This window comes from Methylobacterium sp. 22177, assembly GCF_052045615.1.
Classification (GTDB): Bacteria; Pseudomonadota; Alphaproteobacteria; order Rhizobiales; family Beijerinckiaceae; genus Methylobacterium; species Methylobacterium radiotolerans.
In genome coordinates this window covers 421,062-446,237 of record NZ_JBQEPK010000002.1, presented here as the reverse complement: position 1 = coordinate 446,237, position 25,176 = coordinate 421,062, and the positions used below count along the sequence as shown (strand labels likewise).

19 protein-coding genes and 1 pseudogene are annotated in these 25,176 nt (G+C 74.2%); 13 read left to right on the top strand and 7 right to left on the bottom strand.

What is annotated here, in order from left to right; genetic code table 11:
* Positions 1-1,274: pseudogene (locus tag ACTJK8_RS04400) on the bottom strand (glycosyltransferase); the annotation flags it as partial.
* 352 nt (positions 1,275-1,626) lie between these two features.
* Between ACTJK8_RS04400 and ACTJK8_RS04395 the strand changes: the two are divergent.
* The 4 genes from ACTJK8_RS04395 to ACTJK8_RS04380 all read left to right on the top strand — a co-directional run bounded on the left by ACTJK8_RS04395 (position 1,627) and on the right by ACTJK8_RS04380 (position 5,153).
* Positions 1,627-2,259 (top strand): PadR family transcriptional regulator, encoded by a 633-nt coding sequence (locus ACTJK8_RS04395; protein ID WP_012318560.1) that lies wholly within the window; start codon positions 1,627-1,629, stop codon positions 2,257-2,259.
* The gene (locus ACTJK8_RS04390) at positions 2,256-3,212 is read left to right on the top strand and encodes a glycosyltransferase family 2 protein (RefSeq protein ID WP_083743829.1); all 957 of its coding nucleotides are present in this window, start codon (positions 2,256-2,258) and stop codon (positions 3,210-3,212) included. The genes ACTJK8_RS04395 and ACTJK8_RS04390 overlap by 4 nt, the downstream gene beginning before the upstream one ends.
* Complete coding sequence (locus tag ACTJK8_RS04385; RefSeq protein WP_440761571.1) at positions 3,209-4,165, top strand: glycosyltransferase family 2 protein; 957 nt, start codon at positions 3,209-3,211, stop codon at positions 4,163-4,165. The genes ACTJK8_RS04390 and ACTJK8_RS04385 overlap by 4 nt, the downstream gene beginning before the upstream one ends.
* 88 nt (positions 4,166-4,253) lie before the next feature.
* Positions 4,254-5,153 carry a hypothetical protein gene (locus tag ACTJK8_RS04380; protein WP_440761570.1) on the top strand — a complete coding sequence of 300 codons (900 nt, stop codon included), beginning with the start codon at positions 4,254-4,256 and terminating at the stop codon, positions 5,151-5,153.
* A 7-nt stretch (positions 5,154-5,160) separates the two neighbouring features.
* Here the strand turns inward: ACTJK8_RS04380 and rutD are convergent, their stop codons facing one another.
* The 4 genes from rutD to rutA all read right to left on the bottom strand — a co-directional run bounded on the left by rutD (position 5,161) and on the right by rutA (position 8,310).
* Entirely contained in the window at positions 5,161-5,943 is a 783-nt protein-coding gene (gene rutD / locus ACTJK8_RS04375; protein WP_162471043.1) for a pyrimidine utilization protein D, read from the bottom strand.
* Positions 5,940-6,326, bottom strand: a complete 387-nt coding sequence (gene rutC / locus ACTJK8_RS04370) for a pyrimidine utilization protein C (RefSeq protein ID WP_012318565.1) — start codon at positions 6,324-6,326, stop codon at positions 5,940-5,942. Before rutC ends, rutD begins: the two co-directional genes overlap by 4 nt.
* Positions 6,327-6,439: 113 nt before the next feature.
* Complete coding sequence (gene rutB, locus ACTJK8_RS04365) at positions 6,440-7,216, bottom strand: pyrimidine utilization protein B (RefSeq protein WP_440761569.1); 777 nt, start codon at positions 7,214-7,216, stop codon at positions 6,440-6,442.
* Positions 7,216-8,310, bottom strand: a complete 1,095-nt coding sequence (gene rutA / locus ACTJK8_RS04360; RefSeq protein ID WP_024830461.1) for a pyrimidine utilization protein A — start codon at positions 8,308-8,310, stop codon at positions 7,216-7,218. Before rutA ends, rutB begins: the two co-directional genes overlap by 1 nt.
* A gap of 389 nt (positions 8,311-8,699) precedes the next feature.
* Between rutA and ACTJK8_RS04355 the strand changes: the two genes are divergently transcribed.
* The gene (locus tag ACTJK8_RS04355) at positions 8,700-9,113 is read left to right on the top strand and encodes a DUF4864 domain-containing protein (protein WP_012318569.1); all 414 of its coding nucleotides are present in this window, start codon (positions 8,700-8,702) and stop codon (positions 9,111-9,113) included.
* Between the two features lie 49 nt (positions 9,114-9,162).
* Here the strand turns inward: ACTJK8_RS04355 and ACTJK8_RS04350 are convergent, their stop codons facing one another.
* On the bottom strand, positions 9,163-9,492 hold the full coding sequence (locus ACTJK8_RS04350; RefSeq protein WP_012318570.1) for a hypothetical protein: 330 nt from the start codon (positions 9,490-9,492) through the stop codon (positions 9,163-9,165).
* Between the two features lie 232 nt (positions 9,493-9,724).
* Here ACTJK8_RS04350 and thrC point away from each other — a divergent pair, with 232 nt between their 5' ends.
* From thrC to ACTJK8_RS04320, 6 genes are all read left to right on the top strand, one after another.
* Entirely contained in the window at positions 9,725-11,137 is a 1,413-nt protein-coding gene (gene thrC / locus ACTJK8_RS04345; RefSeq protein ID WP_440761568.1) for a threonine synthase, read from the top strand.
* An 88-nt stretch (positions 11,138-11,225) separates the two neighbouring features.
* Positions 11,226-12,521 carry a M16 family metallopeptidase gene (locus tag ACTJK8_RS04340; protein WP_024830459.1) on the top strand — a complete coding sequence of 432 codons (1,296 nt, stop codon included), beginning with the start codon at positions 11,226-11,228 and terminating at the stop codon, positions 12,519-12,521.
* A 176-nt stretch (positions 12,522-12,697) separates the two neighbouring features.
* Positions 12,698-15,628, top strand: coding sequence for an EAL domain-containing protein (locus ACTJK8_RS04335; RefSeq protein ID WP_012318573.1), 2,931 nt, complete (start codon positions 12,698-12,700; stop codon positions 15,626-15,628).
* Between the two features lie 463 nt (positions 15,629-16,091).
* Positions 16,092-16,472, top strand: coding sequence for a hypothetical protein (locus ACTJK8_RS04330; RefSeq protein WP_440761567.1), 381 nt, complete (start codon positions 16,092-16,094; stop codon positions 16,470-16,472).
* A gap of 29 nt (positions 16,473-16,501) precedes the next feature.
* Complete coding sequence (locus ACTJK8_RS04325) at positions 16,502-17,437, top strand: hypothetical protein (protein WP_024830456.1); 936 nt, start codon at positions 16,502-16,504, stop codon at positions 17,435-17,437.
* 88 nt (positions 17,438-17,525) lie between these two features.
* Positions 17,526-18,590: an SGNH/GDSL hydrolase family protein gene (locus ACTJK8_RS04320; protein WP_440761566.1), complete on the top strand. Its 1,065-nt coding sequence runs from the start codon at positions 17,526-17,528 to the stop codon at positions 18,588-18,590.
* A gap of 84 nt (positions 18,591-18,674) precedes the next feature.
* Here ACTJK8_RS04320 and ACTJK8_RS04315 read toward each other — a convergent pair whose 3' ends face one another.
* Entirely contained in the window at positions 18,675-21,209 is a 2,535-nt protein-coding gene (locus ACTJK8_RS04315) for a glycogen/starch/alpha-glucan phosphorylase (RefSeq protein ID WP_063110531.1), read from the bottom strand.
* 404 nt (positions 21,210-21,613) lie between these two features.
* Here ACTJK8_RS04315 and ACTJK8_RS04310 point away from each other — a divergent pair, with 404 nt between their 5' ends.
* Both ACTJK8_RS04310 and glgA read left to right on the top strand, forming a co-directional pair.
* Positions 21,614-23,200, top strand: a complete 1,587-nt coding sequence (locus tag ACTJK8_RS04310) for an alpha-amylase family glycosyl hydrolase (RefSeq protein ID WP_012318578.1) — start codon at positions 21,614-21,616, stop codon at positions 23,198-23,200.
* 348 nt (positions 23,201-23,548) lie between these two features.
* Complete coding sequence (gene glgA, locus ACTJK8_RS04305) at positions 23,549-25,087, top strand: glycogen synthase GlgA (protein ID WP_076730223.1); 1,539 nt, start codon at positions 23,549-23,551, stop codon at positions 25,085-25,087.
* The last annotated feature ends 89 nt before the right edge of the window (positions 25,088-25,176 follow it).

Here is a 25,176-nt window from a genome sequence, read left to right as displayed (position 1 = left end):
GCCTCGGACAGGCCGTAGCGCGCCCGGTAGAAGCCGTGGTCGAAATGCCCCGCCACCAGCCGCGCCTGCAGGTCCAGGAGCGCGTCCCGGTCGAGGGTCTCCCGCCCGATCGCCCCCAGCCAGCCGGTGTCCTCCACGGGCGCCCGCGCCGGCCGCAGCCCGCAGACCCGCAGCAGCGCCGCCAGCGTCGAGCGCCCCGGCCCGGGATCGCGCAGCTCCCGCCAGCCCGCCTCGGCGAAGTGCAGGAACGGCTCGCGCCCGCCCACGTCCGGGTAGGTCGCCCGGTACCAGTCCGCGTCCACCGCCGGCAGGTTCAGCCGGTGCGGCTCCGCGAACGGCTCGGCCCCGGAGAGCCGGGTCTCGGCGACGTAGCGGAAGAACGGGTCGTCGCTGACCGCCCGGCTGCCGGCCCGCGCCTGCACGTAGCCGGCCGGGTCGAAGTCCGGCCGCGGGCCGATCCGCGCCCGCCAGCCCTCCGCCACGTAGTGGCGCAGCAGCGCGGCGTCCGAGGCCCCGGCCAGAGCCTCGGCCTGCGGCTCGGGCAGGCGCTGCCGGTAGTGGGCGGCGTCGAAGTAGGGGGCGAGCGTCTCGATCCGCAGGGCGAGCGCGGCGTCCGGGTCGGGCCGGGCGGGACCGCCGTGGAGGACGTAGTGGACCAGCGGGTTCTGTGTGGCGAAGGTGATCCCGCGGGTGAGGCAGTAGGCCAGGGTGTCGAATTGCGGCGCCGGCTCGCGGCCCTCGCGCCAGCCCGAGGCCATGTAGTGGTCGACCGGGTCGACGCCGGCGGCGGCGAGGTCGGGATTGCCGGCGAGGTAGAAGGCGCCGTCGACGAGGCGGCGGGCGAGGCGGTGGGCCTCGGCCGTGTCGGGCCTCGGCAGGGCGGCCGCCTCCCCCTCCCCGCCCGCCCCGCCGCGCCGGCGCGCGAGGGCGTGCAGGAGCGGGTTGATGCCGGCGCGGGCGATGTGGGGATGGGCGGCGAGGTAGGCGGCGGAGTCGAAGTCGGGGCGCGGGTCGCGGCCCGCGCGCCAGCCGTGGACGAGGTAGTCGCGCACCGGGTCGGCCGCGATCCCGTACCAGCTCGCGTAGAACGCCGCGTCGACGTGCGGGGCCAGGACGGCGATCAGGCGCGCCTCCAGGTCCGCGCCGGTCGCCGCGCCCGCCCAGCGGCGGTGCAGCGCCGACGGCGTGGCCAGCGGGTCGCGCAGCCGGCCGAGGCGGCGTCGCATCCGCGTCAGGGCCGAGATCCGGCCGGTCCCGTCGGAGCCGCGGCGCATCTCAGGACTCTGCGGTGGGGCGTTCGCCGCGGGCCGTCACGGGGCGCGGGATCCGTCGGCCGCCCGCCAAGCGGGCGCGGTCGGGGCGCGGGGCTCTGATCGGGTCATGGGCGGCAGCTGGCGGGCAGCGTCGGAGGCGCGAGGCGGCGCGGGAACGATCGTCCTGTCGGACACCCGTCGCACTAACGGAACCGGCCGAGGCCGTAAACCGTGGGGCCCCATCGGCGCTGGCGCCGGAGGCCGCATCGGACGCCGCATCGGAGGCCGCGCCGCGCGACGGGCGCGACGGCCTTGCAGCCGACGGTATTTCGATATATCTTAAAATTAGTCATATCGAAATCGAGTCGAATCCATGCATCCCCGTCTCTCGGCCTTCCTCCGCGCCGATCCCTTCGACGCCTTCCGCGTCCGCGCCCATCGCGGCCCGATGGGCGGCGATCCACGCGGACGGCACGGGCCCCACGGCCACCCGGGTCGCGGGCCCGGCGAGCGCCGGATGTTCGGCCGCGGCGGCCGCGGCGACCTCGCGCGCTTCTTCGCCCACGGCGACCTGCGCCTCGTCATCCTCCACCTGATCGCCGAGAAGCCCCGCCACGGCTACGAGATCATCAAGGCGATCGAGGAGCGGGTCGGCGGCGCCTACAGCCCGAGCCCCGGAACCGTCTACCCGACGCTCACTCTCCTGGAAGAACTCGGCCACGTCACGGTGACCCCTGGGGAGGGCACCAAGCGGCTGCACACGATCACGCCGGAGGGGCAGGCCTTCCTGGACGGCAACCGCCCGATTCTCGAGGCGATCCTCGCCCGGATGGCGGAGGCCGAGGCCGCCCGGGGCGACGGTCCCCCGCCCTCGGTCGTGCGCGCCAAGGAGGGCCTGAAGCTCGCCCTGCAGATGCGGCTCGCCCGCGGCCCGCTCAGCGCCGAGCAGGCCGCCGCCATCACGGCCGCGCTGGAGGCGGCGACCGCCGCGGTGGAGCGGGCGTGACGGGCCGTCCCGCGACCGTCGCCGGGGCCTTTGCCGCACCCTTTACCGGGGCACGGCCGGTGCCCGATCCGCGGCCCGGCCGCCTCGTCCTCGGGATCACCCTGTTCCGGCCGCGGCCGGACCAGCTGGCGCGCGTCCGGGCCCTGGCCTCGGCCGGATACGCCGCGGTGATCGCCTTCGACAACGGCGGCCTCCCGGCCGGGACGGCCGATCAACTCGCCCGGTCCGGCGTGACCCTGCTGTCGGAGGGCGCGAATCTCGGCATCGCCGAGGCGCTCAACCGGATCGCCGCTTCCGCCCGCGCCGCGGGGGCCGGAACCCTGCTCCTTCTCGACCAGGACGCCGAGCCGCCCGCGGATCTCGCCGCCGCGCTGCTGACGGCGCGGGACCGGCTGCGGGAGGCCGGGATCCCGGCGGCGGTGGTCGGCCCGGTCCCGGCGCCGGCACCGGGCCACAAGGCGCCCGCCTACCCGCCGCGTCCCGGCGCGCCGGCACGCGACGACCTCGCCCCGGTGCAGTTCCTGGCGACCTCGGGCTCGCTCATCGACCTCGACGCCTTCGCGCGGGTCGGGCCCTTCCGCGGCGACTTCTTCATCGACGGGGTCGAGCTCGAATGGTGCTTCCGTGCCTGGAGCCTCGGCTACGGCTGCTACCAGACCGACGCCGTCGCGATCCCGCACCGCGTCGGCGGCGGGACGGTCCGGGCCTTCGGGATCACGATGCCGCGCCAGCCCCTGTTCCGCATGGCGACCTACCTGCGCAACGCGATCTACGCGTGGCGGCTGCCGCACGTGCCGCTGCGCTGGAAGCTCGCCCAGGCCGCCTACCTGCCGCTCCAGGCCGGGCTGTACTGGGCGGATTCGGGCTGGCGGCCCGCCGTGCTGCTCAGGCTCCTCGCGGCCGCCCGCGACGGCGCCCTCGGCCGCCTCGGGCCGCCCCGGGACCTGCCGTGACCGACCGCCCTGCCCTCGACGTGGTGATCGTCAACTGGAACGGCGGCTCGCTGCTGCGCGCCTGCCTCGCGAGCCTCGCGGCCGCGCGGGACGCCGCGGCCGTGCAGGTCACCGTGGTGGACAACGCCTCCACGGACGGCTCCGCCGAGACCCTGCCCGCCCTGCCCCGCCCGCTCCGGCTGATCCAGAACGCCGCGAATCTCGGCTTCGGCCGGGCCTGCGACCAGGGCGCCGCCGCCGGCGACGCCCCCGCGATCCTGTTCCTGAACCCGGACACGCAGGTCGCGCCCGACGCGCTCGGCGTGGCTCTGGCCGCCCTGACGGCCGATCGGCGGACCGGGATCGTCGGCGCGCGGCTCGTCGATCTGGACGGGCGGACCGCGCGCTCCTGCGCCCGGGCGCCCTCGGCGCTGGGCCTCGTCGGCCGCGCCCTGGCGCTGGACCGCCTGGGCCTCGTGCGGCCGCACTTCCTGCGCGAATGGGACCACGCGGAGGACCGCGCCGTCGACCAGGTGATGGGCGCCTTCCTGATGATCCGCCGCGACCTGTTCCGGGCGCTCGGCGGGTTCGACCCGCGCTTCTTCGTCTACTGGGAGGATGCCGACCTCTGCGCCCGGGCCCGGGCGGCGGGCTTCGCGGTGCGGCACGTGGCCGGGGCGGTCGCCCGCCATGTCGGCCAGGGTACGACCCGGCAGGTGCGGGCGCGGCGGCTGTTCTACTTCCTGCGCAGCCAGATCCTCTATGCCGGCAAGCACCACGGCGCCGGGACGGCCCTCGCCCTGGCGGCGGCGAGCTTCGGCGCGCAGGTGCCCCTGCGGCTCGCCCTGGCCCTAGCCCGTCGCTCCCCCCGGGAGGCCGTGGAGGTCCTCCGGGCGGCGGGCCTCCTGGCCGCGGCGCTGCCGGGGCTCGTGCCGGACCTCCTGCGCGCCGCGCGCGCGCGGCGCGCGGCTTGAGCGGGATGGCGATGCCGCGCGCCCTCGGCGCGGAGGCCGACCGCCCGGTCGACCCGGCCGGGGCCGCGGCGGCCCCCGGGATGCGGCCGTGAACCTGCCGGTCACCGGCGGCCGGTTCTGGGCCCGCGCCTTCCTGGGCCTCGGCCTCCCGGCCTGCCTCGCGCTGGCCTGGATCGGCCTGCCCGGCGAGCCGGCCGCCCTCGCCCTCGCCTTCGCCCGCATCGCGGCGTTCCTGAGCCTGGGGCTCGCCGCCCTGGCCCTGGCGACCCGGGGACGGGCCGCGCTGTTCGCGCTGCTGTGCTGCCCGGCCTCGCTCGCGGCCGCCTCCGGCCCGGACGGGCTCGTCCTGGCGCTGGCGGCGCTCGCGGCCGCGCTGCTCAGCCCCCGGCCGATGACGGGCCGGCGCAGATCGGCGCGCCGCGCCGGAGCGGCGCTGGCGATCGGCCTGGTGGTGCTGGCGCGGCCGGCCTGCGCGCCGCTCGCGGGGATGCTGCTGGTGCCGTTCCCACCTCCGGGGCGGCTGGCCCGCGCCTGCCGGGACCGGCTGCCGCTCGCCGTGTTCGCCCTGCTGCCGGCCCTCCCGGCCGCGAGCCTCGGACCGCCGCACCCCGCCGGCGCGGGGGGCGGATTCGGATCCCTGCCCGTCCCGCTGCCCGGGATCCTCTACGCGCTCTGGGCCGCCGCGCTGCTGGTGCCGCCCTTCGCGCTGCGGCGGGGGCCCCTTCCCCCGCTCGCGGAGCGGCTGTGGCTCTCGGGGGGCGCGCTGCTCGGCCTCTGGCTGACGGTGCTGGCGCAGGCCCTCGCCCCGGCGGCCGGCCACGGCGGGTTGCAGGTCCGGGACCTGCTGCCGCTGGTGCCGATGCTGATCCTGGCCTTCGCCCGGGGGCAGATCGGCACCGCGGCGACCCTGCGCTGGCCGGCCCTGCTCCCGGTGCTGGCCGCCGCCCTCGACGCGGTGGTGCTGCCGATGATCGCGCTGCGGGCGTAGCGGGCTCTCAGTCCCGGTCCAGGAAGTCCAGGAGCGCCCGGTTGAAGGCCTCGGGCCGGGTGACGCTGTGGGCGTGGCCGCCCTCCGGGGCGAGGGCGAGCCGGGCGTTGGGCAGCGCCGCCGCCAGCCGCTCGGACCGGGTGTAGGGCACCAGCACGTCGTCCCGGGCGGCCATCACCAGGGTCTCGTGGCCGATCGCTCCGAGGCGGTCGGCGATGGCGAAGCCCTCCAGGGCGGCGATGCGCGTCAGCACGGTCTCGGCGCCGGGAAAATGCGCCAGGGCCTGCGCCTCGTCGGCCTCGACCCGCTCGGCCTGCGCGGAGAGCCACGCCGCCGGGTACAGGAAGATCGCCTGCGCCCGCACGAAGGCCTCCGGTCCGCCCCCGGCCAGGATCGCCCGGCGGGCCGCGAAGCAGCGGCGCGTGGCCGGGTCCAGGGCGTCCCAGCCGTTGATCACCACGACCCGCCCGACCCGGTCGGGCGCGTCCAAAGCCATCTGGAGGGCGATCAGACCGCCCAGCGCGTGGCCGACCACGTCGGCCCGCTCGATCCCGGCCGCGTCCAGCACCGCGCGCGCGTCCCGCGCCATGGCGGGGACGTCGTGGTCCGGCGCGAGCCGGCCGGGCGAGCGCCCGGTGCCGCGATGGTCGTAGGTGACGACCCGGAACCGCGCGGTCAGGGCCGCCATCTGCGGCGCGAAGTAGCCCGCCGCGCCGCCGAGCCCCGGCGAGAGCAGCACCGGCCGACCGCCCGCCGGGCCCGCCACAGCGTGGTGGAGCGGGCCCATCAGCGGCCGATATGGGCGATCGCGGCGATCTCCACGCGGGCCTCGGGCTTCACGAGGCCGCACTGGATGCAGTAGCGCGCGGGCTTCTCGCCCGGGAAATACTCGGCGTAGACGGCGTTGATCGCCGCGTAGTCGGCCCAGTCCGCCAGGAAGACGTGGTTGAAGGTGACGTCGTCCATCGTGCCGCCCGCGGCCTCGACCACGCCCTTGATGGTCTCCAGCACGTGGCGGGTCTGGGCCGCCGCGTCGCCGACATGGACCACGTTGGCCTCCGCGTCCAGCGGCAGCGTGCCCGAGACGTACAGGACCCCGTCGGCCAGCGTGCCCGGCACGTAGGGGGCCAGCGGCTTGCCGGTTCCCGGCGGTATCACGACCTGCTTGGGCATTCCCCGCGCCTCCCGCGCTCGACCTGACGGCCGGGCCGGGCAGGCCGCGCGGAGGGCCGCGTCGCGGCGGTCCTCGCGCACCCTGCCGGTCACCGGCCGGGCGGGCGATGCACTTATCCGGCCAGATCGGCGCCGACCGGGGCGCGCGAGGGCACCCCGAGGGCGGACTCGAAGGCGGCGACGTCCGAGACCCAGCCGAAGAAGGTCTCGATATTGGCGAGCGCCGCGCGGTGCAGGCTCTCCGGTCCGGCCTGGTGCGTGGCGTCGGCCAGCACGATCCCGAAATACTCCCGGTGGAACCCGTCCCGCAGGGTCGACTCGACGCAGACGTTGGTGGCGATGCCGGTGAAGACCAGCGTGGTCACGCCCCGGGCCCGCAGGGTGCTGTCGAGGGGCGTGTTGTAGAAGCCGCTGTAGCGGGGCTTGCCCATCACGATGTCGCCGGGCTCCGGCGTCAGGGCATCCACCAGCGCGTAGTCCCAGGATCCCTTGGCGAGGAGCTGCGTGTTCGCTTCAGGATTCCGACGCATGGTCTTGAGGGCGTTGGATTTGTGCCAGTTCGGCGAGCCCGGGCCGCCGGCCTCGACATAGGCGGCGTCCCAGCCGTTCTGGAACCACAGGACCGGGATGCCGGCGGCGCGCGCCGCCGCCACCGCCCGGGCGATCCGGGCGATCACCGGGCCGGTGCCCGAGACGTCGAAGCCGGCCCGGTCGAGGTAGCCGCCCGGGCTCGCGTAGGCGTTCTGGACGTCCACGACGATGAGGAACGTGGTCGCGGGATCGAGGGCGATCGGCTCCGGGCGGGCCGGCAGGACGACGCCGCCGTGCCGACCCTGGGCGTCGCGGAAGCCGGCGGGCTGGTCCATCGGATAGGTCGTCGGGCGGTCCATCAGGCGACCTCGGGCAGAGCTGCCGCCGTCACGTGCCGGCGCGACCGCATCAGGGGCTGGATCCGGGTCCCGAAGGCGTCGAGGCCCTTGAGGAAATCGTCGAAGACCAGCAGCACGCCCTCCACCCCGTCGATGGTCATGACGGCGTCGAGCATCGCGGCCACGCTGGCGTAGCTGCCCACCAGGGTGCCCATGTTGAGGTTCACCGCCGAGGCCGGGTCGGCGAGCTGGCGCACGTTGGTGTCGCTGCCGGACCTGGTGTCGGCCGCGCCCTGCGCGCCGAGCCACGCGATCGCCTCGGCATCCGCGCCCGCCCTGTAGTGCGCCCAGGTCGCCATGGCGGCGTCGTCGGTCTCGTCGGCGATGATCATGAACAGCGCGAAGGCGGTCACCCGCCGCCCGGTCCGCGCGCTGGCCTCGGCGAGCTTCTCGACCACGGGCGCGAAGGCGGTCGGCGTGTTGAGCCCCTTGCCCAGGCAGAAATTGTAGTCGGCGTACTGGGCCGTGAAGGCCAGCCCGGCGCCGCTCTGGCCGGCGCAGATGATCTTCACCGGCGCCTGCGGCCGGGGGCTCAGCCGGCAATCGTTCATCTGGAAATACGCGCCCTTGCGGTCGCTGGCGCCCGTCTCCCACAGGTCGCGCAGGATCTGCGCGTACTCGGCCAGGTAATCGTAGCGATTGGCAAAATGCGCGTCGCCCGGCCACAGGCCCATCTGGTCGTATTCCGGCTTCTGCCAGCCGGTGACGAGGTTCAGGCCGAAGCGCCCGTCGGAGATCGAGTCGATGGTCGCCGCCATGCGGGCCACGATGGCGGGGGGCAGGCACAGGGTCGCCGCGGTGGCGAACAGCCGGATCCGGGTGGTGACGGCGGCGAGCCCCGCCATCAGGGTGAAGGATTCGAGGTTGTGGTCCCAGAACTCGGTCTTGCCGCCGAAGCCGCGGAGCTTGATCATCGACAGGGCGAAGTCGAGCCCGTAGCCCTCCGCCTTCAGGGTGATCGCCTTGTTGAGCGCGAAGCTCGGGCGGTACTGCGGGGCGTTCTCCGACAGCAGCCAGCCGTTGTTGCCGATCGGGATGAACACCCCGACGCTCATGGCCGGCGCCGGACGGGCCTCGGCGCTGTCGTCCGCGTGGCTTCGCATCATCGTCCCGCGCTCCGCCCGGTCGGTTCCCCGCCGGAACCGAGTCGGCCCACGGAGGCTCGCAAAACCGCGGCGGAGGGTCAAACCCGCGGCGCCCGACGGGCGCGAAAATGCCCATCTTTCCAGCGACTTGCACAACCAGGGCGCGATGTCTGCCCAACCCGTGCGCGCTTCCCGACCGGCCGCGCTTGCCCGCCGGGACGCGCTTCCGCGCGGCCCGGTGACCGGCGACGGCGCGGCGATCATCGTCGGCACCGCGGCCGACATTGTCGTGGGCGCGGCGGAGACCATCTTCATGGGACGATGACGGATCTCGGTCCGACTCTGCCGGAGTGACAGCGATGCGCGCCTGGTCCGTCCTGCTCCTCGTCCTGGGCCTCGCGGGGCCGGCGGCGGCCGACGAGGCGGGGCGCGCGGCGGCCCGGGCGGTCATCGCCAAGCAGGCGCAGGCGCTCGGCCGCGACGACGCGCAGACCGCCTACGAGCAGGCCGCGCCGGGGATCCGGGAGCTGTTCCCGAATGCCGACCTGTTCATCGGCATGGTCCGGAACCAGTACCGTCCGGTCTACCGTCACCGCAGCTTCGTGTTCGGCGAGGCGCGGGACACGGACGCGGCGGGCGTGGTCCAGTCGGTGGCGATCCAGGACGAGTACGGCGTCGACTGGACGGCCGAGTATAGCCTCGCCCGCGACGCGGACGGGCAGTGGCGCATCACCGGCTGCCGCCTGACCAGGGCGCCCGGCACGCGCGCCTGAGGGCGCCCCCGGGGGGCNNNNCGCCGGTGCGGCGGGCGCGGGAGGGGGCTCAGGGCCGGAAGGTCGCGAGCTTCTCGAGCATCTGCAGGGTGACGTCGGCGCAGGCCTTGGTCGTGTCGTCGTCGGCGCATCTCACGTCGACCCGCGCGTCGCCGCGCTCCAGCACGATGTGGGCGGCCCGCGACGGCGGCGGCGGTGGCGGCGGCGGACCGTCGGGGCCGCGCGCGCGCCGCGGCTCGCCGGGCGGCGGCGGCGGGAGCGGCGCGCCGGCCTCGGGGCCGGGCCTCGGGCCGCTGGGCGGCGGCGGCGGGGTCTGCGCGAGGGCGACGGTGCCGGACAGCAGCGCCGCGACGCCCGCGAGGGCGATGATTCGGGTCATGTCGGCTCTCTCCGAGACGGGATCCGCCCGGCAGCTCGGGGGCAGCGGGGCGGTCCGGCTCTAGGACGCGGCCGGGCAACCGGCCCTGAACCGGCCCGTTCAGCCCCGGTTAAACCGCCGGCTCCGTCCCGTGCGCGGACCGGTCCCGGGCCCGTGTCCCGGCGACGCATTCAGGGCTTTCGACAGGTCCGCCCGCATCGTGTAGAGGGGGCGCCTTCCCTCGGAGGACCCTGTGCTCCACGTCTCGACTCGCGGCGAGGCCGCGCCGCTCTCGTTCTCGGACGCGCTCCTGGCGGGCCTCGCCCGCGACGGCGGGCTCTACGTGCCGCAGACCTGGCCGCAGATCGGCCATTCGGAGATCGCCGCCCTGGCGGGCCGGCCCTACGCGGAGGCCGCCAAGCGGGTGCTGCGCCCGCTGATCGACGGCGACATCGCCGGGCCGGACCTCGACCGGATGATCGACGCCGCCTACGCGACGTTCCGTCACCCGGCGGTCTGCCCCCTGACCCAGCTCGACGACAACCTGTTCCTGCTGGAACTCTTCCACGGGCCGACGCTCGCCTTCAAGGACGTGGCGATGCAGCTGCTCGGGCGGCTGATGGACCACGTCCTGGCCGAGCGCGGCGCCCGCGCCACCATCGTGGGCGCGACCTCGGGCGACACCGGCTCGGCCGCCGTGGAGGCCTTCGGCGGCCTCGACCGGGTCGACGTGTTCATCCTCTACCCGCACGGGCGCGTCTCGGAGGTGCAGCGGCGGCAGATGACCTCGGTGCCGGCGCAGAACGTCCACGCGCTGGCCGTCGACGGCACGTTCGACGATTGCCAGAACCTCGTCAAAGCCCTGTTCCAGCACGCCGATTTCGCCGATGCGGTGCGGCTGTCGGGGGTCAACTCGATCAACTGGGCCCGGGTCGCCGCGCAGGCGGTCTACTACTTCACCAGCGCGGTGGCGCTGGGCGCGCCCCACCGGCCGGTCTCCTTCGCGGTGCCGACCGGCAATTTCGGCGACGTGCTCGCCGGCTGGGTCGCCAAGCAGATGGGCCTGCCAGTCGGGCGGCTGATGATCGGCACCAACGCCAACGACATCCTGGTGCGCACCCTGGAGCACGGCGCCTACGAGCTGCGCGGCGTGGTCCCCACCACCTCCCCCTCCATGGACATCCAGATTTCCTCGAATTTCGAGCGTCTGCTGTTCGAGGCGCTCGGGCGCGACGCCTCGTCCCTGTCGCGGCTGATGGCCGGGCTGAAGCAATCCGGCGGCTTCTCGCTGAGCCCCGAGGTGCTGGCCACGGTGCGCTCGGACTTCGATGCCGTGGCGGTGCCGGAGCCCGACGTCATGGCGGAGATCGCGCTGACCCAGGCCGCCACCGGCGTGGTGCTCGATCCCCACAGCGCCATCGGCGTGCGCGCCGGGCGCCGCCTCCTGGAGCAGGATCCGGCGACCCCGGTGGTGGCGCTGGCCACCGCGCATCCCGCGAAATTCCCGGACGCGGTCGCCAGGGCCACGGGCGGCCTGCGCCCCGCCCTACCCCCGCACCTCGCCGACCTGATGGACCGGCCCGAGCGCCTGACCCGGGTGGCCAACGACCAGGCCGCCCTGGAGGCGCTGATCCGCGAGCGCGCCCGCATCGCGAGGGGCGCGTGAGCTTGGCGCGGGTCACGCGCCCCTCCCCCTCTCCCGCACGGGAGAGGGGATCCGCGCCGCATCCGGCCCCCTCCGCGACGAGCCGTCGATGAACCAGCATTTCTCAACGCACGCCGCCTCGCCGTCCCTGCGCACCACGCGGCTTCCGAACGGCGTCACGGTGGTGACCGAGCCGATGCCCGGGGTCGCCACCGCCAGCCTGGGCGTCTGGGTCGGGGCCGGCTCGCGCAACGAGCGGGCCGACGAGGCGGGCCTGTCCCACCTCATCGAGCACATGGCGTTCAAGGGCACCCGCACCCGGTCGGCGCAGAAGATCGCGGAAGAGATCGAGAATGTCGGCGGCGAGATCAACGCCGCGACCTCCACGGAGGGGACGAGCTACACCGCCCGGGTGCTCGGCGAGGATGCCGGTCTCGCCCTCGACGTGATCGGCGACATCCTCACCGACTCGGTGTTCGACGCGGGCGAGCTCGCCCGGGAGAAGGGCGTCATCCTGCAGGAATACGCCGCCGTCGAGGACACCCCCGACGACGTGGTCTACGACGCGTTCACGGAGGCCGCCTTCCCGGACCAGCCGGTCGGCCGGCCGATCCTCGGGCGGCCCGAGACGATCCGGAGCTTCGACGAGGCCGGGATCCGCGCCTATCTCGACCGGGAGTACACGCCGGACCGCATCGTCGTGGCGGGCGCCGGCGCCGTCGCCCACGAGGCGATCGTGGCGGCGGCCGAGCGCCATTTCGGCGCGCTCCCCGCCAAGACCGCCCCCGCCTCCGTGCCGGGCGTCTACGGCGGCGGCGAGCGGCGGATGCCGCGCAAGCTCGAGCAGGCCAACGTGGTGATCGGCCTGCCGGGCCTCTCCTTCCGGGACGAGCGCTACTACGCGCTCCACATGTTCGCGCAGGTGCTGGGCGGCGGCCTGACCTCGCGGCTCTGGCAGGAGGTGCGCGAGACCCGCGGCCTCGCCTACGAGATCCAGGCCTTCCACTGGCCGTTCTCGGATTGCGGCCTGTTCGGCATCGGCGCCGGCACCGCCGGGGCGGACCTGCCCGAACTCGTCGACGTGACGCTGGCGGCCACCGCCCGGGCGGCCCGGGACCTCGACGCCACCGAGATCGCCCGCGCCAAGGCGCAGCTGAAGGTCTCGCTGCTCTCCGCCCTGGAGACGCCGGGCGGGCGCATCGAGCGCAACGCCCGCCAGATCCTGGCCTGGGGCCGGGTGATTCCCGCCGGGGAGGTGATCGACAAGGTCGACGCCGTCACGGTGGCGGATGTCCGGGCCGCGGCGGCCGCGATGCTGCAGGGCACGCCGACCCTGGCGGCGATCGGCCCGATCCGCAAGCTGCCCGCCCTCGACAGGATCGCGGGCGCGCTCCGGGCCGCCTGAGACCGACGCCGTCTCCGCGCTCGCGATGACGGAGAGGGCGGCAGAACGGCCGCCCCCGCCCCGCCCAACTTGATTTGGCCGCAAAGGGGCGCGATCCGCGGGCGGTGGACCGGCCCCGGGGCGACCTTGCCCCAGGTCGGGCCCGCGCCTATCGATCGAGGCCGCCCGGGCGGCCGATGCCGAAGCTCGCACGGCCGGAAGTCAAGACACCCTTGCGCATCCTCGCCCTCCTCCTGACCCTGGTCGGCGGTCTCGTCGGTGCCCTCGCGCTCACGCTCGCCGCGAGCGCGCCCGCCCGGGCCGTGGAGGCGGTCCGCGTCACCCTCGACGCGCCGGTGATCGACCTGACGACCGCGATCGAGCGCTACCGCTCCGACGGCGACCTGATCCAGATCTCCACGGCGCCCGGCAAGGACGGCATCGTCCGGCGCATCGTCGTCAAGGCGCGCGACGCCGGCGCCCGGCCCGACTGGATCGTGTTCGCGCTCACCAACGACACCGACGAGCAGATCGACCGCATCCTGGTCGCCCCGCATTTCCGGCTGGTCGATTCCGGGGTGATCTGGCCCGATCTCGGCGGCTCGCGCATCGCCGCCATCACGGCGAGCCAGGGCATCCGGCCCGAGCGGGACGAGAACCCGGAGGCCGACCAGTTCACCATCACGCTGGATCCCGGCGCCACCGTCACCTACGTGGCCGAGCTGCGCGGCTCCAACGTCCCCCAGCTCCGCCTCTGGGACCAGGACGCCTACCGGCGCAAGACCGCCGGCCTGACCCTCTACAAGGGCATCATCATCGGGATCAGCGGCCTGCTCGCCCTGTTCCTGACCATCGTGTTCGTGGTCAAGGGCGCGATCATCTTCCCGGCCGCCGCCGCGCTCGCGTGGTCGGTGCTGGCCTATGCCTGCATCGATTTCGGGTTCCTGCAGCGGGTCTTCCCGGTCACCGAGCTCGCCGAGCGGGTCTACCGGGCCTCCGCGGAGGCGGTGCTCGGGGCGACGCTGCTGGTCTTCCTGTTCGCCTATCTCAACCTCGCCCGCTGGCACGTGCGCTACAGCCACGTGGCGTTCTTCTGGCTCGCCTTCCTGGCGGGCCTCGTCGGGCTCGCGGTGTTCGACCCGCCGGTGGCGGCGGGCGTGGCGCGGATCTCGATCGCCGCGGTGGCCGGCATCGGCCTGCTGCTGATCGTCTACCTCGCCGCCCATAACGGCTACGACCGCGCCATCCTGCTGGTGCCGACCTGGCTGCTTCTGGTGGTCTGGGTCACGGCGGCGGGCTTCGCGGTCACCGGCCAGATCGGCAGCGACCTCGTGCAGCCCGCCCTGATCGGCGGCCTCGTGCTGATCGTGATGCTGATCGGCTTCACGGTGCTCCAGCACGCCTTCGCGGGGGGCGGCCTCAGCCACGCCCTCGTGTCCGACACGGAGCGGCGCGCGCTGGCGCTGACCGGCGCCGGCGACGTCGTGTTCGACTGGGACGTGCCCGCCGACCGCGTCTTCGTCGGCCCGGAGATCGAGGGCCAGCTCGGCCTCGCCCGCGGCACCCTGGAGGGGCCGGCGACCAACTGGCTCGGCGCGCTCCACCCCTTCGACGTGGAGCGCTACTCGGCGGCCCTCGACACGGTGATCGAGGAGCGGCGCGGGCGCATCGTCCACGATTTCCGCCTGCGCTCGGAGGCCGGCACGTTCTTCTGGTACCGGCTGAAGGCGCGGCCGGTGATCGGCGCCGACGGCGAGGTGATCCGGGTGGTCGGCACCATCGCGGACGTCACCGAGATCAAGACCGCCGAGGAGCGCCTGCTCCACGACGCCGTGCACGACAGCCTGACCGGCCTGCCGAACCGCGAGCTGTTCGGCGACCGCCTCGACGCGGCGCTCGCCTTCGCCGGCCAGGACCAGCGCCTCAAGCCCACCGTGATCGTCCTCGACGTCGACCGGTTCAAGGGCATCAACGACGCGATCGGCCTGTCGGCGGGCGACTCGATCCTGCTGACCCTGTCGCGGCGCCTCGGCCGCCTGCTGCGGCCGCAGGACACGCTGGCCCGGGTCGCCGGCGACGAGTTCGCGGTGATCCTCCTCTCCGAGCGCGACCCCGACCGGATCCTGGCCTTCGCCGAGATGATCCGCCGGGCGATCGCCACGCCGATCACCTACGCGGACCGGGAGATCTTCCTGACCGTCTCGATCGGGCTCGCGCTCTACGAGGCGGGCGCCAACCTGAAGCGCGACGAGGTGTTCAAGAGCGCCGAGATCGCCATGATCCAGGCCAAGCGCAACGGCGGCGACCGGATCGAGGTGTTCCGCGCCCACATGCGCACCGACCGCTCGGACCGGCTGATGCTGGAGAGCGACCTGCGCAAGGCGATCGAGCGCAACGAGATGCGGGTGCTGTTCCTGCCGGTGGTGCGCCTCGAGGACCGCACCGTGGCGGGGTTCGAGACCGTGCTGCGCTGGGACCATCCGAAGCTCGGGCGCATCCCCGCCTCGACCTTCCTGCCGCTCGCCGAGGAGAGCGGCTTCGTGGTCAATCTCGGCATCTTCGCCCTGGAGCGCACCGCCCTGGAACTCGCGGCGTGGCAGCGCTCCCTGGAGGTCGAGCCGCCGATCTTCGCGGCCTGCAACCTGTCCTCGCGCCAGCTCCTGCGCCACGACCTCCTGCACGACGTGAAGACCGTGCTGGCCCGCTCGGGGGCCCTGCCCGGCTCGCTCAAGCTGGAATTCAGCGAGAGCCTCGTGATGGAGAACCCGGAATACGCCGCCCAGATGCTGGCGCGGATCCACGACCTCGGGGCGGGCCTGTGCCTGTCGGATTTCGGGACCGGCTACTCGGCCCTCTCCTACCTGCAGCGCTTCCCGTTCGACACGATCAAGGTCGACGCGACCTTCGTGCGCCAGATCGGCACCGGGCAGACCGCGATCCTGCGCTCGATCGTGCGGATGGCGAGCGAGCTGAACCTCGCCATCGTGGCGGAGGGCTGCGAGTCCGAGGCCGACGCCCAGGCCCTCGCCGGGCTCGGCTGCGAGTACGCCCTGGGCCCGGCCTTCGGCGAGCCGATGACCATGCTGCAGGCCCGCCAGATCGTCGGCGCCGCCCCGGAAGCGGCCTGAGATCCGGTCCGGACCGGCTTGCCCGGCAACACGGCCGACCGACGATCCGCGCGGCGACGGGTGACGCGCCGAGGCCGGCCCAGATCGGGCGCCTGCAGCACCGTTTCGCGAAGCTGCGGCCGGCCTGAGCCGTCCGGCGGCCGCGGTGCCGGCGCTCCGGGATCTCGGGCGCCAGCCTGGCGGCTACGGCACGCGGGACGCCCACCACGCGCCGGTGGGGCGACCCGGCCGGGATCCAGGAGCCGGGCCTCGGCGCGGGGACTTCACCCCGAAGGTCCGGGGGCCTGGACCGAGACCTGCGCGCCGGTCGCCGGCGTGCGCGGCGCGTGCGGATGGCCCGAGGGCCGCCTCAGGGCTCCGACGCGGCGAAAGTCGCGGATCGGTTTAAGTCCGCCTTAACCATGTCCGATCAAGCTCCTGTTGATAGGCGGGCCCTTCAGCGCCCGCGATGGGGATGGGTCGGATGGCCGAGGCGGCACGGCGTTACCAGCAGGCAGGCGGCTCGGACCTCGTGCGCCGCCTGATGGCCCGGCCGGTCCGGCTGGAGCAGCAGGTCCGGACCCGGATGCCCCTCCGCGACCCGCGTCCCGTCGACGCGCGCGCCGAGACGTATGCCGAGACGTTCGCCGACGACGCGGAGGCGCGGGACGAGGCCGACGAGATCGCCCGCCTCGAGGCCGAGCTGCAGGTGATGAAGGCGGTGCTCCGGGCCCAGCGGCAGGAGGTCGAGTCGCTGCGGGCGCAGCGCCAGCTCCTCACCGAATCGGCCCCGACCGACGATGTCCGCGCGACCCGCGAGCGCTGGGCGGCCCTGGTCGACTCGCTCCTGATCCGCGCCCGCTGATCCGTCACCAGGGCATGCGGGGGAGAGCCATGGGCGCGCGCTGCTCGCTCGTCGTCAACGGTCGGTCGGTCCGCGTCTCGACCGGCGACACGCCGCTGGAGGCGGCGCTGGCCGAGGGCATGATCGCGCCGCTGCAGGCGCAGCCCGGCAACCTGCTCGCCGGCCAGAATCTGGCCCAGGGCGGCGCCGCGCCGTCCGGCCGCCGGCACCCGGTCCGCCGGGCCCGGGCCGAGGCCCTGCGGCCGGCCCTCCCCGGCGCCCCGATCCAGGGCCAGGAGGAGGCGCCGCCGCCGCCCGTCGCCGTCCGCAAGGGGACGGTCACGGAGATCCGCCGGCTCAGCCCCGGCATCCTCGAGATCGTCGCGACCCTGACCCGGCGCCCGACCGGCGAGCCCGGCCACCAGGCGCTGGTGACCTTCGCGGGGCTGCCGACGCGGACGCTGTCCCCGACCCTGCGGGTCGACGGCACCACCGAGATCAACGACGCGGTGTTCCACGTCGCCCGCGATCCCGAGGGCGATCCCCTCGACGGGCTCCGCCTCGACCAGCCGGTGCGGCTCAAGGGGCCCGTCGGCCGGGGACAGTACCGCCCCGGGGGCGGCCGGCTCGTGCTGGTGGCGGCCGGCGCCGGCTTCGGCGCGATCTGGGCGATCGCCCGGGCGGCCCGCTACGTCGAGCCCGCCCGCGAGATGGCCCTCGCCGTCGGCGCCCGCGACGCCCTGGACCTCTACATGCGCGAGAGCCTGGACTGGCTGCGCCGCACCGGCGTCGGCCGGATCGTGCTCTGCGCCGATCGCGGCCGCCATCGGCCGCCGGACGTGCGCTCCGGCCCGCTCAGCGCCCACCTGCCGAGCCTGCGCGCCACCGACGTGGTCCACGTGGCGGGCGACGTCTCGACGGTCGGCGCCGTGCAGGTGCTCGCCGCCTCGGTGGGCGCCCGCTGCTACCCGATCGTGGTCGACTGACCGCCGTCGCCTCGACGCGGCGGCGCCCGGCTGCTACCGGCGCCGGGCCGGCCGCACGGGGCCGATCCTGAGCCCGATCCGAGCCCCGATGGTCCGCGTCCTCTGCCTCGGCTACAGCGTCACGGAGCTGCCGGGCTACGTCGAGCGGGCCAACGCCCTGGCCGCGGCCGAGGGCCGCCCGGTCACGTTCCTCCGCAGCGGCTGGGGCGGCCATTCCCTGCCCTCCATCGCCGCCCTGATCGACGAGATCCTGGACGCGCTCCCCTGCGACCGCGTCCTCCTCGAGCTGTTCACCGGCAACGTCCGCTACTTCGACGGCGCGACGATGCGGGCCTATCTCGACGACATCCTCGCGGCGACCGCCCGGCGGGACCTGCCCGTCGCCTTCCTCAACCTCCACCAGGGCGGGGTCGACTACGCGGCCGAGCCCGTCGCCGGCCTGCTGGCGGAGTACCGCGCCCTCTACGGGATCCCCTATCTCGACATCGCCGCCCCGGTGGCGGCCGCGGGCGCGGGCGACATCACCTACCTGCTGAAGGACGCGACCCACGTCACGCCGGCGGGCGCCGACCTCTACGGCACCCTGGTCTACAGCTTCCTGCGCGCGCCGCCGCCGGGCCGGGCCTACATCGACCGGTTCCGGACCCTGCCGGGCCGGTTCGAGGCCCTGCCGCTGCGCGCCCTCCCCGGCCTGACCTGCGGGTTCGCCCTGCGCCGCAACGGCATCCCGCTGGACTTCCTGGAGATCCCGGAGGGCACGGGCGTCGCCGTTCCCCTCGGGTGCCCCCGCGACGTGATCGGGCTCCTCGTGACCTACGGGCCGCAGGCGGGCACGCTGACGGTCGCGGACCCGGCGACCGGGCGGGCACAGGCCCTCGTCGCCTACGACGCGTTCTCCTACTACACGCGCTCGATGTTCCGCAGCGTGACCTTCCCGGGGGCGCGCGCGCTGACGCTCGCGCAATCGGCGGAGCGCCCGGACATCGCCCTGCGCAAGGGCGCGCCGGATCCGGGCCCGCGGGTCGGGCGGGTGTCGCACGTCGTCTGCCGGCGCAGACTGGGCCTCGCCCCGCGCGCCGCCCGCCTGCTTCACCGGTTGCGGCGCGGCCTGCGCCGCGTCGGGCTGCGGGTCGGCCTCGTCCGCGGGGCCTGAGAGCCCGCGCCGGGCACCAGACAGGCCGCGGGGCGGGGATCGGTCCGATCCCCGCCCCGGCGGTTTGTCGGTCCGACCGGCGGTTCAGCCGAGCCGGACCCGCCAGATCTCCTCGGCGTACTCGCGCATCGCCCGGTCGGAGGAGAACCACGCCATGCGGGCGGTGTTGCGGATCGCCTTGGCCCACCAGCCGCGCGGGTCGCGCCACGCGGCGTCGATGGCGCGCTGCACCCGCCAGTAATCGTCGAAATCGGCGGTGAGCAGGTACTGGTCGCGCCGGCGCAGGTCGTCGGTGAGCGGCCGGAACCGGCCCGGCTCCTCCGGCGAGAACCGCCCCGCGGCGATCATGTCGAGCGCCGCCGCCAGCCGCGGCGAGGCCTGGATCGCCCGGGCCGCGTAGTCCGGCTCGGCCTGCCGGGCGCGGACGCCGTCGGCCTCCAGGCCGAAGATGAAGATGTTCTCCGCCCCGACATGGTCGCGGATCTCGATGTTGGCGCCGTCGAGGGTGCCCACCGTGAGCGCGCCGTTGAGGGCGAACTTCATGTTGCCGGTACCCGAGGCCTCCATGCCGGCGGTGGAGATCTGCTCGGACAGGTCGGCGGCCGGGATGATCGATTCGGCGAGGCTCACCGAGTAGTTCGGCAGGAACACCACCTTCAGCCGGTCCGCGACCTCGGGATCGTCGTTCACCGCCTTGGCGACGTCGCAGGCGAGCTTGATGATCAGCTTGGCCTGGACGTAGCTCGGCGCCGCCTTGCCGGCGAAGATCTTCACCCGGGGCGTCCAGTCCCGGTGGGGCTCGGCCTTGATCGCCTGGTAGAGCGCGACCGTCTCGACCACGTTGAGGAGCTGGCGCTTGTACTCGTGGATGCGCTTGACCTGGACGTCGAACAGCGCGGCCGGATCGACGTCGATGCCGGTGCGCTCGGCGATGAGCGCCGCCAGGGCCTCCTTGCGCTCCCGGCGCACGGCGGCGTAGCGCGCCACGAAGGCCGGATCCTCGGCGCGGGCCTCCAGGCCCCGGAGCAGCTCGGGATCGTCCAGCACGCCGGCGCCCACGGTCTCCACCGCGAGCCGGGTGAGGCCGGGATTGGCGTTGTGGAACCAGCGGCGAAAGGTGATGCCGTTGGTCTTGTTGACGATCTTGTCCGGGTCCAGCGCGTGCAGGTCGGAGAAGACCGTCGAGCGCATCAGGTCGGTGTGCAGGGCCGAGACGCCGTTGACCCGGCGCGCGCCGTGGAAGGCGAGGTGCCCCATCCGCACCCGCCGCCCGTGCGACTCGTCGATCAGCGAGATCGACGCGAGGTAGGCCGCATCCTGGCGGCCGTGCTTGGCCTGCTCCTCCAGGTGCATCCAGTTGATCAGGTAGATGATCTGCATGTGGCGCGGCAGCAGCCGCTCCATCAGCTCCACCGGCCAGGTCTCCAGCGCCTCGGGCAGGAGGGTGTGGTTCGTGTAGTGCAGCGTGTGCGTGGTGACGTGCCACGCGTCCTCCCAGGAGAGGCCGTGCCCGTCGAGCAGGACGCGCATCAGCTCCGGCACCGCGATCGCCGGGTGGGTGTCGTTGAGCTGGATCGCCGCGTGGTCCGGCAGGGACCGGACGTCGCCGCGCTCGGCCACGTGGCGGGCCACGAGATCCTGGATCGAGGCCGCGGTGAAGAAGTATTCCTGGCGCAGGCGCAGCTCCTGGCCCTCGGCCGAGGAATCGCTCGGATAGAGCACCCGCGAGATCGCCTCGGCGCGCATCCGCGCCGCCACCGCGCCGACGTGGTCGCCGCCGTTGAAGCGGGCGAGGTCCACCGGCTCGCCGGCCTCGGCCTTCCACAGGCGCAGGCCGTTGACGTGGCGGCCGCGCCAGCCGACCACCGGCACGTCGTGGGCCACCGCCCGCACGGTCTCGGCCGGCTGCCAGTGGCGCCGGATCACCCCCTCCTCCGGCGACGACAGCGTGACGCTGCCGCCGAAGCCGATCGTGTAGGTCGCCTCGGGCCGGGCGAATTCCCAGGGGTTGCCCTCGGCGAGCCAGGTCTCCGGCGCCTCGCGCTGCCAGCCGTCCTCGAAGGACTGGCGGAACAGGCCGTGGTCGTAGCGGATGCCGTAGCCCATGGCCGGGATGCCGATGCTGGCCATGCTCTCCATGAAGCAGGCGGCGAGCCGCCCGAGGCCGCCGTTGCCCAGAGCCGCGTCCGGCTCGGCCTCCTGCACGGCGTCGAGATCGATCCCGAGCTCCCGGAGCGCGCTGCGGGTCGTCTCGGTGAGGCCGAGATTGTTCAGCGCGTCCGACATCAGCCGGCCGATCAGGAATTCCAGCGACAGGTAGTAGACGCGCTTGTTCGGCACGCCGCGCTCCGAGGCCAGCGCGGCGGCCACGATCCGCTCGCGCAGGGCCAGCGCGGTCGCGGCGAACCAGTCGCGCGGGCGGGCGGTCTCGGGCGTGCGGCCCAGCGCGAAGGTGAGCTTGGCGCGGATCGCCTCGCGCAGGTCCACCACCGCGTCGCCGCTGCCGGACAGCACCGGGGCGGTCCAGGCGGCCGGGGCGGGCGCCTCGGCGGCGCGCTCGTCGCGCTCGTCGCGCGCGACATCTTGTGGCACAGGCCGGGTCAGAACATCGTTCAACACGTGCGGGTCCCCCAAAGTCGTCGCCCCGGATTCTAGCGCCGGGGGTATCGTGGGCGGATTATCTCTTTTGATGGATTGCCGCCGCATGAACGGACGGGCGATCCGTGCCCCGAAGCGTCCGACGATGCGGTCGGCTTCCGGCGAAGTCGTGGCAGCGCCGCTCCGGCGGAGCGCACGGGCACGCCGGAGCAGATATGGCACGGCGGCGTGACATTCCAGACACAGCCGCGCGCCGTCGCCCTGCGTGAGGGGCATGCGCACAGGTTTTGCGGGCCGCAGCCATTCCCTCGGCGACGCTGCGCCGCGGCGTTCCGCGCGCGGCGCGCGCTCTGAGCGCATCCATCGCCGGTCGCCAGCGCGCGGGTCAGCGGTTAAGCGTGGGCCGCCGATGCGAGGGGCGCAGCATGACCGACACCGTCTGGTGGAAGCGCGGGACCGTCTATCAGGTCTACCCGCGGTCCTTTCAGGACACGAACGGCGACGGCGTCGGCGACCTGCCGGGCATCACGGCGCGGCTGGACTACCTCGCATGGCTGGGGGTCGACGCCGTGTGGATCTCGCCGGTCTACCCCTCGCCCATGGCGGATTTCGGCTACGACGTGGCGGATTACTGCGGGATCGACCCGCTGTTCGGCACGCTGGCCGATTTCGACGCCCTCGTGGCGGAGGCCCATCGGCGCCGGCTGAAGGTGATCCTCGACTTCGTGCCGAACCACTCCTCGATCGCCCATCCCTGGTTCGCCGAGAGCCGGTCGTCGCGCGCGAGCCCGAAGCGGGACTGGTACATCTGGCGCGACCCGGCGCCCGGCGGCGGCCCGCCCAACAACTGGCTGTCGAATTTCGGCGGCCCGGCCTGGACGCTGGATGAGGCCACCGGCCAGTACTACTACCACGCCTTCCTGGCCGAGCAGCCGGACCTGAACTGGCGCAACCCCGCCGTGCGGGCGGCCATGCACGACGTGCTCCGCTTCTGGCTGGAGCGCGGGGTCGACGGGTTCCGGGTCGACGTGATCTGGCACCTGATGAAGGACGCGGGTTTCCGCGACAACCCGGCCAATCCCGACTACGCGCCGGGCTCGCCCGAGATCAACCGTTTCACCCAGGTCTACTCCGCCGACCGGCCCGAGATCTTCGACGTGATCGCCGGGATGCGGGCGGTGCTGCGCCAGTACGGCGAGCGGGTGCTGATCGGCGAGATCTACCTGCCGGTGGAGCGGCTCGTCGCCTATTACGGTCCGGACCTCACCGGCGCCGACCTGCCGTTCAATTTCCAGCTGATCCAGACGCCCTGGCGGGCCGACGCGGTGGCCGACCTCGTGGCGCAGTACGAGGCGGCCCTGCCCGAGGGCGGCTGGCCGAACTGGGTGCTGGGCAACCACGACCAGCCGCGCATCGCCGCCCGGGTCGGTCCGGCGCAGGCCCGCATCGCCGCGATGCTGCTGCTGACCCTGCGGGGCACGCCGACCCTCTATTACGGCGACGAGATCGGGCTCGGCCACGTGCCGATTCCTCCGGACCGCGCCCGGGATCCCTGGGAGCACAACGAGCCGGGACACGGCCGCGACCCGGAGCGCACGCCGATGCAGTGGGACGACAATCCCCAGGCGGGGTTCTCCACGGCCGAGCCCTGGCTGCCGCTGGCGGCGGATTGGGCAACCTGCAACGTCGAGAACCAGCGCTCGGACCCGGGCTCGATGCTCACGCTGCACCGGCGGCTGCTCGCCCTGCGCCGCGACCACGCGGCGCTCGCCGTGGGCGGCTACCGGGAGGTGCCGCTGGGGATCGCCGAGGTGTTCGCCTACGAGCGCTTCGCCGACGGGGCCGTCCTGCGGGTGCTCCTGAACTTCGGCGCGGCGTCGCAGGACCTGCCGCTGCCCGAGGGGGCCTGGACCGTGCTGCTCTCGACCCGCCCGGGGCGCGCGGGCGAGCCGGCCGGCCTGACCCTCGCGCTCGAGCCCGCCGAGGGGGTGATCCTGCGCCGCGCCGGGTGAGGCGAGCCGGCGCCCGGCCCCGGCGCGTCAGTCCGGGAACCGAACCGGGTGCCCGGCGCGCGCCGCCTGTCGGGCGGGGTCGCTCGGCCGAGCCCGCCGGGCGGGGCCCGGCGCCGTCGTCCCCGGCCGGAGCGCCGTATCCAGCGGCCGAAATCTGCCTCGGCGGCGCGATTTCTCGCTGCGATGCCACATAGGTAAGTGACGCTTAATCACCACGGTGGCCTATTTTGTGCGTCGCAACGGAACCGTCGCGGCGAAGGAGCATTGGCCGTGGTTGAGATCGTGACAGCCGTGCCTGCCCGGTCGACTGCCAGACCGGGGCATTCCGCCCGGCCAGGATCAATGCTGATGCTCGATGCGCGCCGTGGTGGTTCCTTCGCCGAGTGGTCGTCCGGCGAGGGGAACGGCGCCGGTCCCGTACCGGTTCCGGCCCGGCCGGCCTCGCTGCGCCGCCGCATCCTCTACGCGACGCCCGAGATGGCGGATTTCGTGAAGACCGGCGGCCTCGGGGAGGTCTCGGCCGCCCTGCCCCGGGCCCTGGTCCCGCACTACGACATCCGCGTCCTGATCCCGGGCTACCGGCAGGTCCGCGCCGCCTTCCCGGAGATCCCGGTCGTCGCCCGCCTCGAGGGATTCGCGGGCATCCCGGCCTGCGACCTCGGCCTGGTCGAGGCGGCCGACGGCCTGCGCATCTACGTCCTGCTCAGCCCCGACCTCTACGAGCGCGACGGCACGCCCTACGGCGACCAGCACGGCGATTTCGGCGACAACGACCTGCGATTCGCCCGCCTCAGCCTCGCGGCGGCGGACCTCGCCACGGGCGCCGATCCCGACTGGGCGGCCGACCTCCTGCACCTCAACGACTGGCAGGCGGCCCTGGCCCCGGCCTATCTCGCGTGGCGCGGCCGGCGGGTCCCGAGCGTGCTGACGATCCATAACCTCGCCTACCAGGGCCTGTTCCCCCGGGACGCCCTGCCCCGGCTCGGCGTGCCGGACGCGGCCTTCCAGGTCGACGGCGCGGAGTTCTACGGGCAGCTCTCCTTCCTCAAGGCCGGCATCTTCTACGCCTCGCAGGTCACCACGGTGAGCGAGACCTACGCCCGGGAGATCCAGACGCCCGAGCTGGGCTGCGGCCTCGACGGGCTCCTGCGCACCCGCGCCGGACAGGGCCGGCTCGCCGGCATCCTCAACGGCATCGACGAGACCTGGGATCCGACCACCGACCCGCACCTCGCCACGCGGTTCGAGATCGACGACTGGAAGGGCAAGCGCGCCAATGCCGAGGCGGTGCGCCGGCAGTTCGGCCTCGCGGTCTCCCGCGGGCCGCTCTTCGCGATCGTGTCGCGCCTCGTGCACCAGAAGGGCATCGACCTGAGCCTGCAGGCGGCCGAGACCATCGTGGCCGGGGGCGGCCAGCTGGTGGTGATCGGCCAGGGCGAGGGCCGGTTCGAGCAGGCGCTCCGGGGCTTGGCCAAGCGCCATCCCGACGCGGTCGGCGTGCATGTCGGCTTCGAGGAGGCGCAGGCCCGGCGGATGTTCGCCGGCAGCGATTTCCTGCTGATGCCCTCGCGCTTCGAGCCCTGCGGCCTCGCCCAGATGTACGCGCAGCGCTTCGGCTCCCTGCCGATCGTGCGGCGGACCGGGGGCCTCGCCGACACGGTCGAGGACGGCGTGACGGGCTTCACCTTCGGGGAGGCCTCGGCCGCGTCCTTCGGGGCGGCGGTCCGCCGGGCGCTGGAGGCCTTCGGCCAGAAGAAGCGCCTCAACGCCATGCGGCGGCGGGCCATGGCGGCCCGCTTCGGCTGGGATCAGGCCGCCGACAACTACGCGGGCCTGTACGGCCGCGCCATCGGCAACAGCGTGGGACTGCGCTGGCGGGCGGCGTAGGGTCGACGTAGGCTGCACATCGGGCCGGGATGGCGGAGCGCGACGCGCCCTGTCTCCCGCGCGGGAGAGGGGATCCGAGCCGCACCCTG